Origin of the sequence: Streptomyces sp. NPDC059832 (genome assembly GCF_042731715.1) — a bacterium.
Taxonomy (GTDB): Bacteria; Actinomycetota; Actinomycetes; order Streptomycetales; family Streptomycetaceae; genus Streptomyces.
In genome coordinates this window covers 61087-75662 of the sequence record NZ_JBHWIY010000016.1, presented here as the reverse complement: position 1 = coordinate 75662, position 14576 = coordinate 61087, and the positions used below count along the sequence as shown (strand labels likewise).

The 14576-nt window shown below is 71.0% G+C and carries 15 protein-coding genes; 4 read left to right on the top strand and 11 right to left on the bottom strand.

Translation table 11 applies throughout. The features are described 5' to 3' along the window. Positions 1 to 3 precede the first annotated feature (3 nt). Together ACFV8T_RS26570 and ACFV8T_RS26565 are read left to right on the top strand one after the other, a co-directional pair. Entirely contained in the window at positions 4 to 948 is a 945-nt protein-coding gene (locus tag ACFV8T_RS26570) for a formylglycine-generating enzyme family protein (protein ID WP_385331995.1), read from the top strand. 532 nt (positions 949 to 1480) lie between these two features. Continuing rightward, positions 1481 to 3010: a hypothetical protein gene (locus ACFV8T_RS26565; protein WP_385331992.1), complete on the top strand. Its 1530-nt coding sequence runs from the start codon at positions 1481 to 1483 to the stop codon at positions 3008 to 3010. A gap of 120 nt (positions 3011 to 3130) precedes the next feature. On the opposite strand, the gene ACFV8T_RS26560 is transcribed toward ACFV8T_RS26565, so the two are convergent. Together ACFV8T_RS26560 and ACFV8T_RS26555 are read right to left on the bottom strand one after the other, a co-directional pair. Beyond that, positions 3131 to 3334 carry a hypothetical protein gene (locus ACFV8T_RS26560; RefSeq protein WP_385331989.1) on the bottom strand — a complete coding sequence of 68 codons (204 nt, stop codon included), beginning with the start codon at positions 3332 to 3334 and terminating at the stop codon, positions 3131 to 3133. A 460-nt stretch (positions 3335 to 3794) separates the two neighbouring features. Beyond that, positions 3795 to 4403: a TetR/AcrR family transcriptional regulator gene (locus ACFV8T_RS26555; protein ID WP_385331986.1), complete on the bottom strand. Its 609-nt coding sequence runs from the start codon at positions 4401 to 4403 to the stop codon at positions 3795 to 3797. Between the two features lie 46 nt (positions 4404 to 4449). Here ACFV8T_RS26555 and ACFV8T_RS26550 point away from each other — a divergent pair, with 46 nt between their 5' ends. Continuing rightward, positions 4450 to 4914: an SRPBCC family protein gene (locus ACFV8T_RS26550; protein ID WP_385331984.1), complete on the top strand. Its 465-nt coding sequence runs from the start codon at positions 4450 to 4452 to the stop codon at positions 4912 to 4914. A gap of 267 nt (positions 4915 to 5181) precedes the next feature. Here ACFV8T_RS26550 and ACFV8T_RS26545 read toward each other — a convergent pair whose 3' ends face one another. The 8 genes from ACFV8T_RS26545 to ACFV8T_RS26510 form a co-directional block, all read right to left on the bottom strand. Further along, entirely contained in the window at positions 5182 to 5580 is a 399-nt protein-coding gene (locus tag ACFV8T_RS26545) for a DDE-type integrase/transposase/recombinase (protein ID WP_385331981.1), read from the bottom strand. 36 nt (positions 5581 to 5616) lie between these two features. Next, positions 5617 to 5850 carry a hypothetical protein gene (locus ACFV8T_RS26540; protein ID WP_385331978.1) on the bottom strand — a complete coding sequence of 78 codons (234 nt, stop codon included), beginning with the start codon at positions 5848 to 5850 and terminating at the stop codon, positions 5617 to 5619. Beyond that, on the bottom strand, positions 5847 to 6032 hold the full coding sequence (locus ACFV8T_RS26535; protein WP_385331975.1) for a transposase: 186 nt from the start codon (positions 6030 to 6032) through the stop codon (positions 5847 to 5849). The genes ACFV8T_RS26540 and ACFV8T_RS26535 overlap by 4 nt, the downstream gene beginning before the upstream one ends. Before the next feature lie 154 nt (positions 6033 to 6186). Continuing rightward, positions 6187 to 7440: an alpha/beta fold hydrolase gene (locus tag ACFV8T_RS26530; RefSeq protein WP_385331972.1), complete on the bottom strand. Its 1254-nt coding sequence runs from the start codon at positions 7438 to 7440 to the stop codon at positions 6187 to 6189. Between the two features lie 219 nt (positions 7441 to 7659). Beyond that, the gene (locus ACFV8T_RS26525; RefSeq protein ID WP_385332189.1) at positions 7660 to 8316 is read right to left on the bottom strand and encodes a response regulator; all 657 of its coding nucleotides are present in this window, start codon (positions 8314 to 8316) and stop codon (positions 7660 to 7662) included. Continuing rightward, positions 8301 to 10427 (bottom strand): histidine kinase, encoded by a 2127-nt coding sequence (locus ACFV8T_RS26520; RefSeq protein ID WP_385331969.1) that lies wholly within the window; start codon positions 10425 to 10427, stop codon positions 8301 to 8303. Before ACFV8T_RS26520 ends, ACFV8T_RS26525 begins: the two co-directional genes overlap by 16 nt. 761 nt (positions 10428 to 11188) lie before the next feature. Then, the gene (locus ACFV8T_RS26515) at positions 11189 to 11845 is read right to left on the bottom strand and encodes a response regulator (protein ID WP_385331966.1); all 657 of its coding nucleotides are present in this window, start codon (positions 11843 to 11845) and stop codon (positions 11189 to 11191) included. Then, complete coding sequence (locus ACFV8T_RS26510) at positions 11842 to 13041, bottom strand: sensor histidine kinase (protein WP_385331963.1); 1200 nt, start codon at positions 13039 to 13041, stop codon at positions 11842 to 11844. The genes ACFV8T_RS26515 and ACFV8T_RS26510 overlap by 4 nt, the downstream gene beginning before the upstream one ends. A gap of 131 nt (positions 13042 to 13172) precedes the next feature. On the opposite strand from ACFV8T_RS26510, the gene ACFV8T_RS26505 reads away from it, so the two are divergent. Then, entirely contained in the window at positions 13173 to 13883 is a 711-nt protein-coding gene (locus ACFV8T_RS26505) for a class I SAM-dependent methyltransferase (RefSeq protein WP_385331960.1), read from the top strand. A 313-nt stretch (positions 13884 to 14196) separates the two neighbouring features. On the opposite strand, the gene ACFV8T_RS26500 is transcribed toward ACFV8T_RS26505, so the two are convergent. Beyond that, the gene (locus ACFV8T_RS26500) at positions 14197 to 14499 is read right to left on the bottom strand and encodes a hypothetical protein (RefSeq protein ID WP_385331957.1); all 303 of its coding nucleotides are present in this window, start codon (positions 14497 to 14499) and stop codon (positions 14197 to 14199) included. Positions 14500 to 14576 lie beyond the last annotated feature (77 nt).

The following is a 14576-nucleotide window of genomic DNA, read 5'->3' as shown; positions in this document are numbered from 1 at the left end:
ACCATGCCCACCCCCCGACCCGTTCCCAGCTGTTGCATGCCCCCGGGCGGCGGAGCCTCCCTAACGGCACCCCTTGCGCCACCGGCTCGACGCGGCAGCGGCGAGGGCATGGCCCGCATCCCCGGAGGCCCGTTCCTGATGGGCGGCCAGGACACCCACACCCTGCACGCCGATGGCGAAGGCCCGGTCCGGGAAGTGCGCCTGTCCCCTTTCCTCATCGACATCCACGCCGTCACCAACGACGCCTTCCGCGCCTTCGCCGAGGACAGCGGATATGTCACCGATGCCGAGCGGATCGGCTGGTCGTACGTCTTCGCCGGCTTCCTCCCCGACCACTTGCGCCGAGGTGCGCCAAGCCCCGGGCACACCCCTTGGTGGTGCGCCGTGCCCGGCACTGCCTGGGCACGGCCCGAAGGGCCCGGCAGCACCCTCGACGGCAGAGGCGACCACCCAGTGGTCCACGTGTCCTGGAACGACGCCGCCGCCTATGCGCACTGGGCGGGCAAGCGCCTGCCCACGGAGGCCGAGTGGGAACACGCGGCGCGCGGCGGCCTCGAACAGCGCCGCTACCCCTGGGGGGACGAACTGGACCCGGACGGCGAGTACCGCTGCAACATCTGGCGCGGCCGTTTCCCCCTTCACAGCACCGCCGCCGACGGCTACCACGGCACCGCACCCGTGGACGCGTACCGGCCCAACGGCCACGGACTGTTCAACATGGTGGGCAATGTGTGGGAGTGGTGCGCCGACTGGTGGACCACCGACCATCACATCCACGGACTCGCCGACCCGACAGGCCCCACAACCGGCGACGCCAAGGTCATCCGGGGTGGCTCCCACATGTGCCACGCCTCTTACTGCAACCGCTACCGCGTCGCCGCCCGAACCGCCAACACCCCGGACAGCTCCAGCGGCCATGCCGGATTCCGCTGCGCCCGCAACGCGTGATGAAGAATTGCGCCTCGCATGGGTAATGCAGATGAGGACGGACGAGGCACCCGAACCTCATTCCGAGACGATCGATGTCGCCGCTCACGACGAACTCCCCACCCCACAGCCCGGAAAGGGCGCTCATGATGATCACGTGGCTAAACGCGTGCGGGTGCGTCGGATCGATGACGTCGGGGGCAGCGGCTGCAGCGGTTCGTCCGCCGGGGTACTGGGTCGGTTCGGGCATGAGTGCCCTGGCAGGACGGTGTGCTCATGGGCTGGCCCCGCGGTCACTTCGCACGTTCCGCAGGGCCTTGCGTCGGGCCTTGAGCCGGGTGGGGCCGATGCGCCGGGTGGGAGCTGGGGGTCGTGTCGTCCTGGCTCAGCACTCTGCGAGCCCTTGATGGCTTCGCTGTACGCGCGCCCGGAACCGACTGCGTCCGTACGCGGCGCACGTGATGGTGCCACCCCCCATGGTGTTGCCGCCGACACCCCGAAGCCACTGCCTGGAGCCAGTGACCAAGGATCCAGCCCGGACCAGAGTGGTGCCATGCCCACTCGACGCGAAGCCCTCGCCACCTCGGCCGCCCTCACCGGCGGCGCCCTCCTGTCCGCCGCACCGCCCGCGGCAGCCGTCCCCCGCACGAATCCGGACCGTACGACGGCTGCCTCCGGTCAGCACCCCGGCCGCGCCATCGCCCTCACCCACGCCACCGTCCTGGGCGCGGGCACCGACCGCACCGTTCTCGTACGCGACGGCCGCGTCATCCTTGTGGGCCGCTCGGCCGAGGTCCCGATTCCCCGCGGGACGACGACGTACGACCTGACCGGCAAGTACATCGTCATGGGCGGCCTCGTCGAGTCCCATGTCCACAACCAAGGGCCCGAGACCGTGCTGCCGCCCCTCTTCCCGCTCAACGGTGTGACCGCGGTCCGCGAGATGTGGGGCGGACCCCTCCACCACGAGTGGCGCGACAAGGTCCGCGCGGGCCAGCTCCTCGGCCCGCGCTGGGTGATCGCCAGCTCAATCATCGACGGGCAGCCCTCGCTGTGGGCCAATGACACCGGCGATCGGGTCGTCGAGGTCGCCGACGCCCCGTCCGCGCGCCGCGCGGTGCGCGAGGCGAAAGCGAGCGGCGCCGACTTCGTCAAGGTGTACTCGCGGCTCACGCCAGAGGCGTACGAGGCGATCGCCGACGAGTCCCGCCGACAAGGTCTGCGTCACGCGGGCCACTGCCCCGACACCCTTCCCATCGCCCGCGCGAGCGACACCGGGCAGCAGTCCATCGAGCACTTGCACGCCCTCCTCCTCGCCACCTCGGCCCGGGAGGCCGAGATCAGGCGGGCCATGGCGAAGATCCGTATCGACCCCGCCCTCGGCACCAGCTTCGAGCGCTACGCGAGCTGGTTCCGGCAGGTGCACGCGGTGGAGTGGGAGGCGATGCGGACGTACGACGTCGGCCGTGCCCGCGCCCTCTTCGACCGGCTCGCCGCCAACGGCACCCGCGTCGTTCCGACCCTCACCGTCCACCATTCGCTGGAGCGCACCGATCAGCTGCCCACCGATTCACCGGAGTTCGCGTACCTGCCCGGCTGGATGACCGACTACTGGCCCACCATCTGGTCCTCCCTGACCGCGGGTCGCACCGCGCGGGACACCTCCCGCATCCACCGGATCTACGAGCACCGACTACGCCTCGTCGCAGAACTCCACCGGGCCGGTGTGCAGTTGATCGCGGGCACCGACACCGGCACCGGCTACGCGGTTCCCGGCTTCTCTCTCCACCACGAGCTGGAACTGCTCGTCGAGGCGGGACTGCCCGCACGAGACGTCCTCCACGCCGCAACCACTGCGCCCGCCCGGATGCTCGGCCTGCCGGCCGACCGCGCCGACCTGCTGGTCCTGGACGCGGACCCGCACACCGACATCCGCCATACGCAACGGATCCACTCCGTCCTGGTCGACGGCCGTTATCTGGACCGTGCGGAGCGCCTGCGCCTGCTGGCCGACGTGGCGCGCGCCGCTGCCGCGAGCGAGCCCCCGGTCACGGGCGCGGCTCCCCACATCTGCGTCCACTGACCGCTCGGCGCCATCCTCTCGGGACGGCCGCAGCCGGGGCCCCACCTGCCACCCGGCCCGGGAAAGGCACGCGGGGCCCTCACGGCGAGCGTTGCCGCCCTCGCTCCGGCGGTCGCCTCTTCACCTCACGCGGTACGGGCACGGGACAGCACACGCGCCGGAGCCGATGTCCATGCCGGGGCAGTTCTTGTCCCGGATGACCGACGGCTCGTGCGCGCCGTGGACGTTCATGTTCGTACGCATCAGCTCCTTGACCTCCCGGGCCCGCAGCCCCCAACCCGGCAGGTCCCGGGCCGGCGCCACCAGGACCCCGCCATTCCGCACCGACGAACGCATCCCGCTGGATCACGGCGAACGCGGTCGCCCCCTCGGGCACGTCCCAACTGGCGTATCCGGACACCGCGTCACCGCGCGCGAGCACATATCCCGTCAGCTCGGGCAGTACGGCCGCATAGAAAGCGAAGACGGCCGGATAGTCCCCGGCGAGTACGCGCGGATACAGAGCGAACATGAGTACCAACCCAATGGCCCAGGTCTCTCAACCGGGTCGGATGCCAGTGCCTCCTGCTCATCGGGACGGTCGGCCTTGCCGGGGGATCCGTGCTCCGCGTGGCCGGCCGCGCCGTCCGTCGGCAGCTGGGGCGAAGCAGGACGGTTCTCCATACGCTACGAATGTGCCTCAGAAAGCCTGCGGAGCAAGTCGAGGCGTACGTCTACCTCGGTGACCGTTGTTCGAACGGTGGTCGTCGTCTGGCCCAACCGCTCGGCCTGATCGGCGACTCCGTCACTTCGAGCCGTAGTACAGCCGGAGGAATTCCTCCATCGCCGCGTCAACACCGGCGCGGTCACCGGTGGCGAGCAGGTCGAGCAGCAGACCGCGGACGGTGGCGATTCCCAGCCTGGCGCGGTTCCGGGCCGCGGCAGGGTCCGTACCTGCGGCGACCTCGGCGGCCATGAGCGGCTCCAGCCAGTCGTTCACGAGCCCTTCGAGAACCGGGGCGAACTCGGGGCGGCCCCGCAGTGCTTGCCCGCAGATCTCGAAGAAGAGCCGCTCCTGACCGGCCAGTCGAGGGTCCGTCAGCTGTCGCCAGAGGAGCCGTGCAGCATCGGCGGGCGGGAGGCCGGGTTCCAGGCGGAACCGGGACAGCAGATCACGCTGGCGTTGCTCCGACGTCCGGACGATCTCGACGAGCAGTTGTTCCTTGGAGCCGAAATAGTGGATCAGCATGCGGTGACTGACGCCGATCGCGGCGCCCAGGCCGCGCAGGCTCAGGTCCGCGAAGCCGTGTGCCGCGACGTGGTCGACGGCCGCGTTCACCAGTTGGGAGCGCCGGTCCCCGTCCGTACCTGGCGCGGCCCTGCCTTCGGGATGCGAGCCGTCCGTATGCGCCACGTCGCGAGTGTACCCATTGGCACATGTCCTATGTACCGTGTGGTACATGAAGTCTGTCACCGTGTCGATCGACGTACCGCAGACGCCCGAGCAGGTCTACGACTTCCTCGATGTCATGGCTCACCACGAGCGATTCACCCATCACTACCTCACCGACTGGCGCTGCAGCGGCCCCGGCCGCGGCATCGGATCGTGCGCCACGGTCACAGCCGCGCTGGGCGGCACGAGGACCGACGTCACCATCGAGGTCGTCAAGGCCGATCCGCCGCAGCGCATCGTCGAACGGAACGTCAGCGCGGCCGGCCGACGCCTGGCCCACGGCACCTACGCCATCGAACCGCTACGGACCGGCGGGAGCCACGTGTCGTTCACGTACGCCTGGGCACGCGCCCCGCTCGCCGACCGCCTGCTGGCACCCGTCGTCCGAACCACGATGCGGCGCGCCAACCGTACGGCCATGCGACGCCTGGCCACCGAGCTGGTTCGCCACGTGTCCACTGCCGGATCCTGACGTCGGTGGAGTTTCCCCATGCTCCTGGACACGTTGTCGTTACGCCGCGAGGGCCTGGTTCTGTCGGTGACGCAGGCGTGTCTCGTGGGGCGTGAGGTAGCCCCAGTGGATGTGCTTGCGCAGACGGCGTCTGTTGTAGAAGGTCTCGACGACATCGAAGATGTCGGCGCGGGCGGTGGCCCGTTCGGGCCGGAAGCGGGCACCGATCTCCTCTTTCCATACGACCCAGAGACTCTCCGCGGCTGCGCTGTCGAAGCAGCTGCTGGTTCACCCCACGCTTTGCCGATACTCCAACTTGCCTCTGCTGGTGCAGAGTTGTCCCGAGATGCATTTCGATCCGCAGCCACTGTGGACCACGCAGCCGGGCTCCGGACGGCCCAGCGCGGCGGCCATGTCCAGGGCATCGACGACGGGTTCGGCGCGGTGGCGATCGGCCATCGAGTAGCCGATCACCTCGCGTGTGGCCAGGTCCAGCCACGAGGCGAAGTGGAGCCCACCCTCGGCGGTGGGGATGCAGGTGATGTCCCCGACGATCTTTGTTCCGGAACAGATGGCGGTGAAGTCCCGGCCGATCAGATCCGATGACGGGGCGGCCTGAGTGTCGGCCTTGGTCACGCCGCGGCGCCGGGTGCGCCGGCCGTTTCCGGCGATGCCGTGCTCCCGCATGACCCGCTCCACCGGCTTGCGGTTGACCGGCCGGCCTCACCGGCACAGTTCGGCGATGACGCGCGGGACGCCGTAGTTCCGCCGGGACGCGAGGTGGATCACCGTGATCTCGTGGGCCAGGGTCTCGTCCGCCCGTTGCCGCGTTTCGCGGACTTCCCGTCCGGCCGCCCATGCGTAGTACGTGGAGCGGGCCGTTCTCATCGCCTTGCACACCAGCGTGATGGTGCGATTCGCCTTCTCCGCGTGGATGAACCGGCATACCGTGCTCACCGGTCGCTCTCCTTCACGAAGAAGGCTGTCGCTTCTTTCAGGATCTCCCCGAGCTCCCGGGCGACCTCGGTCGCCGTCCGGCCCGGCGACCGCACGAGGTCGACCGCGTCCCGCTTGTACTCCTCCGAGTACCGCTTCGTGTACTCACCTCCCACCTGGCACAGCTTCCTCTGGACTCTCACGTCCCAGTCTCCAGGTGCCCACGATCAAGGGGAGGCTTCACCTTCAGCAGGGCACCGTTCCGGCAGCCTCGGCCGGGGCCGGGAAGGAGACGACGGAGGCGGCCGCACACGGTCGCCTCCCCTGGCCGGCCACGGCTCGTCGTGCGATTTTTGTTCAGGATGCGGTCGCGGGCAGGGGCCTGCCCGCGAGGAAGGCCCGCAGAAGCGCGGTATAGAGGCGCGGCCGGCCGCGGGAGATGGCGTGTCCGGCGTCTTTGACGGTCACGAGCTGGGAGTCCGGGAGGGTGCGCCGGTACTCGTCGGTGACCGCGGGTTTGATGAAGTCGCACTCGCCCCGCAGGATGAGCGAAGGGACGTGCGCCGTGCGCAGGTTCGGCCGGGGGTCGGGGATCCGGTCGAAGTCGTCGCGGAGGATCTGGTTGCTGTAGAAGCCCTGGGGGTTGTGGTGTGCCGCGGCGGGCGGCGCGCCCTGGCACGAGGTGCTGTCCTTGCCCGTCAGAGCCACCTCGTGCATCCAGTGATCGACCTCGCGGTCCCCGACCAGGGCGTGCGCGGCACCGGGATTGACGTCCAGCAGCAGGCTCGCGGCGAGCATCCTGGGCGTGCTGTTCAGCTTCTCCAGCCGGGCCTCCTGGGCCGGGGTGAGCCGGTTCCAGGGTTCGCCGGCCGTGGAACCGGGATACTCGCGCCCCCACAGCGCACCTGGCGAGGTGAACACCGCCTTGGCCACGTGCTGACTGTGGGCCGCCAGGTACTGGGCCGCGAGCGACCCTCCCCAGGACTGGCCGACGATGACGATCCGGTCCGTGCCGAGCGTACGGCGGATCGCGTCGAGGTCGGCGACCTGGCGGGCGACCGTGTATCCGGTGACGTCCCGCAGCCTGGTGGAGCGGCCCGCTCCGAGCTGGTCGTAGGAATAGACGTCGAAGCCGTCCTCCGCGAGTTCCCGGCCGCCGATCGGAATGCCCTCCGTAGGCGTACCGGGTCCGCCGTGCAGGAAGATCACCGGCGTCGGCCTGGCCGTGCCGACGGCGGGGGCGTGGACGTACGCGATGCGCGAGCCCGTCGGCAGCTTCCAGAAGGCGACACCGGGCGGGACGGGCGCCGTCGCGGAGGTCGGCATCGGACGGAATACCGTGACGGCGGCGAGTACTGCCACGGCGGTGGTCAGCCCGCCCACGAAGAGGACAGTTGCCCGCCGTCCCGCGCCGAGCACGGCGAACCCCGCGCGACCGAGCAGCCAACCGACCAGGGCGCCGGACGCGAGCCCGGCAAAAGTGAACACCGGAACACTCGTGGTGACAAACGCCGTGACGAGGAAACCGGCCGCCGCGGCAACGGATGCCAGCGGCAGCGAGATCAGCAGAAGAGCGCCACCGACGAGGCGGCGAGCAAGTGTGTGTGCCATACGGACGAGGCTAGGAACACGGCGCGCGCATTCCGTCCCGCTGCGGGACGATCCGAGAGCGGGAGGTCACCGCCGTGCAGTGGGGTGCTCACCCCGCCGCACGGCGGGGTCGAGAACGGCGGCATGCCGGTAGGCCCTGTCATCGAACTGCCGTCTGCCGTGCGGCGTCCGGCACGCGCGGCTGCCCTCCGGGCGACGACGGCAGTCTGACGACAGGGCCTAGGGCGCGCCGGGCCGGACCAGGCCGGTCTCGTACGCGGCGATCGTCGCCTGGACCCGATTCCGCACGCCGAGTTTGCCGAGTATCGCGGAGACGTGGTCCTTCACGGTGGGCGCGCTGATGCCCAGCGCCGCAGCTATCTCCGTGTTGGACAGCCCCCGCGCGACCTGCCGGAGCACCTCGGTCTCGCGCGGGGTGAGCCGGTCGAGCCGGACCGCGTCGAACAGGTCGGGCCCTTCGGCGAACCGGTCGATGAGCCTCCTGGTCACCGCCGGATCGAGCAGCGCGGCCCCGGCCTCGACCACCCGCACCGCGTCGATGACCCGCTCCGGTTCTGCGTCCTTCAGCAGGAAACCGGCGGCTCCGGCACGCAGGGCGGCGAACAGGTACTCGTCGAGGTCGAACGTGGTGAGCACGAGAACGCGGGTTGCCGGATTGTGCGCGGTGATCGTGGCGGTCGCCGCCAGGCCACCGGCGCCAGGCATCCGGATGTCCATCAGCACGACGTCCGGCCGCAGCGACAGCGCGAGTTCGACGGCGGCTTCGCCGTCCGCGGCCTGCCCGACGACGCACAGGTCGGGCTCCGCGTCGATGATCGCTGCGATGCCGGCGCGTACGACGGCCTGGTCGTCTGCGATGGTCACTCTGATCGTGATGAGAACACCTCCGGCAGCCACACCCGTACCGCATCGCGGCCGGACATCGAGAGGGTACCGCCGGTGGCATCGGCCGTCGCGCGCAGCCGCCGCCGCACGCCCGGGTCGGCGGGTGCGGGACCAAAGAGCTCGACCCCGTCGTCGAGGCTGCGCACCGTGAGTGTCACCCCCACGGCCATCAGCGCCGCGGCGACCCGGTACGCGGCGACCTCCACGACGGCGGGTACCGGGCGGAGAGAGCCGGTGTAGCGGACCGCGGTGCCGTACCGGGTGGCCAGCACTGCGATCCCTGCCAGGGTTGGGGGCGGGGCGTCCCCATCGTCCCGGCCCCGCAGTTCGGTGAGCAGTTCCCGCAGCGCGGTGAGGCCGGCACGGGCCTCGGTCCGTACGGTCTCCAAGTGACCGGCCTCGGCGGCAGCGACCACCGCGCACGCGTGCCGGTGCGCCGTGCGCCGCAGCCCGTCGGCGATTCGTCGGCGCTGGTCGCGAACTGCGGCGTCGGCGTCCCGGTCGAGCAGCTTCCGCTGCCGGGCGGCAGCGGCCCGCAGCCGGTCCCGGCGCCGGGCCGTGAACCGTCCGAGTGACCAGGCCGCGAACGTGGGGAAAGCCAGCACGCCGGTCAGTACCGCCCAAGCTGCCGCCCGGTTGCCGGTGATGCCGCTGCCGCTGGCGAGCGTGACACCGCCCACGGCGGCCACTGCGAGGGGCGCGAGACAGCTGTGACGGCTGGTCAGATACGCTCCGCAGCCATAGGCGAGCGTCAACTCGACCCACCAATACACCAGGAAGATGTCACTGACCGGCGGCTGCGTCCAGCCGGCCAGATCGCAGGCCAGCCAGAGCACCAAGGCCAGCAGCACCACCGCCAGTCCGCGCCCGGGTGCGCGCGAACGCCATCCCAACGGCACGGCGTGCAGCCCCGACAGCAGGACCATCGGCACTGCGGGCAGGAAGCCGCGGAAGGGGTCCGGTACGTCGGCCGACAGCAGGCTCGCACCGAGCGAGAGGGCGACTGCGAGGACCACCAATGCCCAGTCGAGAGCGATCGGCCCGCGCCAGCAGGGCCCCCGGCGTACGGCAGGTAATGCGGCCGGAGGCAGCTGTGCCCGTACGGTCCAGCCGGAGCCTTCCGGGCCCGCGGACAGCGTTCCGCCTGCGGTATGGACCACGGCTCGCAATCCCGCGATGCCGTGGCCCGTACCGAGGCCGGGCACGGCGACCGTGCCGCCGTCGTCGGTGATGGTGACGGTCAGCGCGGGACCACCGCCGGACAGGTCGGGACCGCCGGACATGGCGATCCCCTCCGCCCCGCCGCTCTGTCCGCCCCGCTCTACGTGTACGCGCACCGCCGCCCCGTGCGCGTACCGGGCCGCGTTGGTCAGCGCCTCGCGGACCACGCGGTACGCGGCCTCCGTGCTGTTCCCGGGGACCGCGTCCACCGTGCGTCGATAGTCCACCCCGTGTTCGGCGGCCAGCGCGTCGATGTCGGCGAGGGCGGACACCGCGACGCGCTCGCCCAGTCCCGTGAGACGGTCGAGTTCGCGCACCGCCTGCCGGCCCGCGTCGATCGCGTGACCGAGCGCCTCGGCAGTCCGCGCCTGGTCGGCGAGCCGGAGCGCGGCACCGGCGGACACCACGATCCCGGTCAGCCGGTGCGCGGCCACGTCGTGGAGCTCCGCCGCCAGCCGGTCCCGCTCGGCGAGCGCCGCGAACCGGGGCACCGCGGAGGCGCCGGCCCGGTACGCGACCAGTGCGGACCGGTGGGCTCGCCTGCGCCGACGCGACCGTCCCGTCGCGAAGGCGACCGCCACCCCACCACCCGTCACCAGCGCCACGCCCGCCACGTAGTGGGGCGGCTCGCCGAGCGCTGCGGCGGTACCGGAGGCGAGCATGGTGGCCGTGGCCGCCCCCGCAAGTGCCGGTCCCGCGGTGCGGTGCACGGCCAGCTCGTGGAGCGCGATGAGCACGGCGACGGGCGCGGCAACCGCGCCCGCAACCGCAGCTGCGCCGGACGGCAGGACCACCAGCGCAGGGGCCAGGACGAGCACGGGAAGAAGCAGAACGCGCCACCCGCGCGGACCGTCCGTCATCGACCACGTAATCCGGCTCATCGCCGGAACGTACCTTCCGCACGCTGACTCCCGGTAGTGGTGACGAGTCCCGGAGTTCGAGCTTGTGAATGGTCGGGAATGGCGTGTGAAGGGGTGCCGGTCCTGTCGGTGCTCACTTTCGCCGACCGATTCGGTGACACCCTCCGGGTGCGGCCGACCGCATGGCCGACCACGGCACCGCTGTGGTGGAGGAACTCGTAGCCGAGACCGGGCCGACGCCAGGGCGAATGACGTGGCACGCGGCCACTGATCGCGAGCTGCTCAGTCTGCACGCACGCCACCGGGCGGACTTGACCCGGACGTGGCGGGCGCCTTGGACTCGGCCCTGACAGTTGCGACGGAGCGAGGCTCGTCGGACAGCGTCGGCCTCTGTGCGCTGTTCGTGGGCCGTGGCCAGGGCACGTCGGGCGTGTTCCAGGGCCGGCTCCGACTCGTCAGAAACACACACCTTCACACCAACAACCGGCCATTTGTTGCTTGACCACTGCTGGTCGAGGTCGGTGGTTCTGCTTTCGTCTCCGTGGGCAGGATGCGGCCGCATCTGCCCGGCTGAGTCGCGGCCCGTGGCCGCCGGTCGGCCATGGCCTTCGGCGTGATGTCGATGAACAGATCCGGCTCGTGCTGCGGGACGAGTGCAACTCCTTCGAACCTGCGGTCACCGACGAGTACCGGCGCACCCTTCCGGACTCCCTGCTCGTGACCGTCAAAGACGCCGGTCACGCCATCTCCCGGGACCGAAGGCCTCCCCTGCGGCGAACCGGTCAGACATGGCCGCCCAGCCCCGCGTCGCGGGCCAGCAGGGCGGCCTGGACGCGGTTGCCGGCGCCGAGCGTACCGAGGATCCGGCTGACGTGTGCCTTGACGGTACTCTCGCGCATGCCCAGCGCCGTCGCGATCTCCGCGTTGGAATCACCCAGCGCCAGCCGTGCCAGGACATCCGTCTCACGGGGTGTCAGGCCCTCGACCCGGGTGCGGGCTTCCAGCGCTTCGGGGCGGGCGGCACGGTGGAAGCGGTCGATCAGGCGACGGGCGGCAGCCGGGTGCAGCATGCCCTGGCCGTCCGCCACCACATGGACTGCGCGGATGATCTCGCGCGGTTCGGTGTCCTTGAGCAGGAAGCCGTCCGCGCCGGCGGCGAGCGCATCGTAGACGTACTCGTCCAGGTCGAAGGTGGTCAGGGTGATCACCCGTGGCGGGTCCGGGAGCGCGCGCAGCCGGCGGGTCGCGGCGATGCCGTCCATCCGCGGCATCCGCACATCGACCATGGCAATGTCGACCCGGTGCCGGCTCGCCTGTTCGAGGGCGGCAAGACCGTCCGCCGCCTCGGCGACGACGGTCAGTTCCGGGTCGGTGGACAGCAGGTCGACGAGACCGAGCCGCACCAGGGCGTCGTCGTCGACCACCAGAATATTGATCACGATGCGGACACCGGCCGAAGGACGGGCGAGGAGGCGGGCAGCCGGGCGAACAGCCGCCAACCGCCCCCACAGGCGCCGGTGTGCAGGTGACCGCCCAGCGCCGCGACTCGCTCCGCCAGACCGATCAGGCCGTAGCCACCGGGCACTGCGGAACCTCCGGGGACCGCGGAGTCACCGACGTGTCCGGCCGGTCCGTTGACGACTTCCACCGTGGTGGCCGACGGTCCGTAGTGCACGCTCACCGTCACGGGCGCGTCATGGGCATGTCTGCGGGCATTGGTCAGGGCCTCCCGTACGAGCCGGTGTACCGCCAGACGATGGCTGGTAGAGGTGCTCTCCACATCACCGGACACCACCGACTCGATCACCTGACCGGCGGTCCGCGCCTCGGCGAGCAGCTCCGCCAGCTCCGGCAGGGCCGGCGCCGTGCCGGCGGGCGCCCCATCGGCCCCGGCGGGCCGGTCGGAGCGCAGCGCCCCCAGCACCTCGCGCAGATCGTCCAACGCCTGTCCGGCCGTGCTGCGCAGCAGGGTCAACCGCTCCAGGACGGCAGGTGACATCCCCTCAGCACGTAGCTGAAGTGCTCCGGCGTGCAGCATCAGCAGGCTCAGCCGGTGTGCGAGCACATCGTGCATCTCGCGGGCGATCCGCGCCCGCTCCGCCAACCGCGCTTTTTCGGCGCGGAGTTCACGCTCAACCCGTAGCTGTTCCACCTGGTCCGTCAGTGCACCCAGCAGTCTGCGCCGACTTCCCGCCCACATGCCGAGGGCCAAGGCGAGAGCCACCAGCACGGCATTGCCAACACCGGCGCCGGTCCAGGTGTTGAGCCTTCCCCCGGACAAGGGGCGTCCCAGCGCCAGCGCAGCCGCCAGCCACGGCAACCCGGCGGCCAGAGCGATACCCAGGCTCACCCACACCGCTCGCAACCGGCCGCGCGAGGCGAAGTGGTAGAGCGTCACCAACACGGGGAACACGGCTCCCAGTCCGACCGAGACCAGCGCCAGGCCCGCCACCGCCCGCGGAAACCTATAGCGGGCGAGCACCGCGAGCGAGGCGGCCGCCGCCACCCACGGTGCCGGATCGGCCAGGGTGTCACCGGCCGACCGAAAGCCCTCCAGCGTGGACAGCAGGGCGAACAGCACCGCTGACGGCACCTCCACCCACAACGGCATGTTGCGCTCCGGCTCGGATTTCACCTCGTCATCCTAGGGACGTTCCTGCCTTGTCGACCCCGGCGAACGGCCATCGGGACCCCCTGCTTTCGTCGGGGGTCTTCGTCACACATCGGAAGATTCCGGTGCGCCCCCGGCTGCCTAGCGTCCATGCCATGGTCTTCTCCCCGACACGCACATCCCCCGCCCGGCGGACCCCGGCACGACGCCTCGCCGACCGCCGGCTGTTCTTTGCCGAGACGTTCCGGACCTTCCGTACGACCGGGGCGGTGACCCCGAGCGGCCGTCACCTCGCCGCGGCGCTCGCCGCGCCGCTGGCGCACCGCACCGGGCAGCCACGCGCCGTACTGGAGGTCGGTGCCGGAACCGGCGCGGTCTCCCGAGTACTGGCGGACCTGCTCGGCCCCGAGGACACCCTGGACCTCGTCGAGGCCAACCCCCGCTTCGCCCGCCTGCTCGCCGCGGACCTGCGCACCGACCCCCGGCTGGCGGTCCACCGGGAACGCATCGCACTGATCGCCGGACCGGTGGCAGAGCTCGACCCCCAGGCGCGCTACGACGTGATCGTCTCCGGGCTGCCGTTCGCCAACTTCCACCCCCGCGAGGTGTCCGATCTGCTCGCCGCCTATCTCACCGCACTCAAGCCCGGCGGCCACCTGACGTACTTCGGCTACCGCGGCACGGCCCGCCTCCGCGCACTGGTGGGTACTTCCCGGAGCCTGGCCCGGCACAGTGGAGTCACCCACGTGCTCGACATGTTCCAACAGACCCACACCGTCGACTGCCGCACCGTATGGGGCAACCTCCCCCCGGCGCGCATCTGGCACCTGCGCGCCCCCACAGGGCCGCCTCATCCGCTTCCCTGAGGGACTCCGTTGCCTGGCACTCCAGCCGGACTTCTTCATTCGTGCTGGTCAACGGCTTGGGCGTGGGGGGTGTAGCGGGCTGGGACCGAGGGCGGGTCGGTCTTTGCCGGGTGGTCCCACGAGGGTGTGACCGCGCCGTGTGCAGTGGCAACGGCGGGCGCGTGTTTCGTGGCGGCGGTGCCACAGTCACCGGACTGGACGGCGCCGGCGTGGCGAGGGCATCCGGCCGAGCGCTCATCCGATCCGGGCCCGGTCGGGACAGTGGGGTCGTCGGCCATGTCGCACAGGAGCGGCAGGCTCGCGGCGGCCCCGCTCAGAGTCCTGGGCTGTCGTCGGCGGGAGGCCGGGGGTGAGGGACAGGGATCTCCCGGCGTGTGTTCGTGCCCTCCGTGGTCACACTCACACGGATTGTTCCCGGGACGGTGAGGGACTGCTGGATGGTGAGGCCGTACCGGCTGACACCTGCCGTCCGGCAGAGCGGATCGAGGAGGTCGGCGACGACGCGCTGGGCTTCGGCTATCTGCTCAGGAGGGCAGTGCCGCAGCCGGAGCTCCGCGGCGACGACGCGCTGGGTGTGGCGAATCGAGTCGAGGTCCGCCGGCATGCAGATGTACATGTATGCCTCCACTCCTACAAGGACGGCCGGAGGAGGGTTTTCGGCCGTTTGGCCTAATCCACTATCGAAGGTACCCG

Coding starts and splice junctions, on each gene's coding strand:
- ACFV8T_RS26505 (WP_385331960.1), top strand. CDS start 13,173: ATGGTCTTCTCCCCGACACGCACATCCCCCGCCCGGCGGACCCCGGCA.
- ACFV8T_RS26565 (WP_385331992.1), top strand. CDS start 1,481: ATGCCCACTCGACGCGAAGCCCTCGCCACCTCGGCCGCCCTCACCGGC.
- ACFV8T_RS26520 (WP_385331969.1), bottom strand. CDS start 10,427: ATGAGCCGGATTACGTGGTCGATGACGGACGGTCCGCGCGGGTGGCGC.
- ACFV8T_RS26500 (WP_385331957.1), bottom strand. CDS start 14,499: ATGTACATCTGCATGCCGGCGGACCTCGACTCGATTCGCCACACCCAG.
- ACFV8T_RS26570 (WP_385331995.1), top strand. CDS start 4: ATGCCCACCCCCCGACCCGTTCCCAGCTGTTGCATGCCCCCGGGCGGC.
- ACFV8T_RS26550 (WP_385331984.1), top strand. CDS start 4,450: ATGAAGTCTGTCACCGTGTCGATCGACGTACCGCAGACGCCCGAGCAG.
- ACFV8T_RS26530 (WP_385331972.1), bottom strand. CDS start 7,440: ATGGCACACACACTTGCTCGCCGCCTCGTCGGTGGCGCTCTTCTGCTG.
- ACFV8T_RS26545 (WP_385331981.1), bottom strand. CDS start 5,580: ATGCGGGAGCACGGCATCGCCGGAAACGGCCGGCGCACCCGGCGCCGC.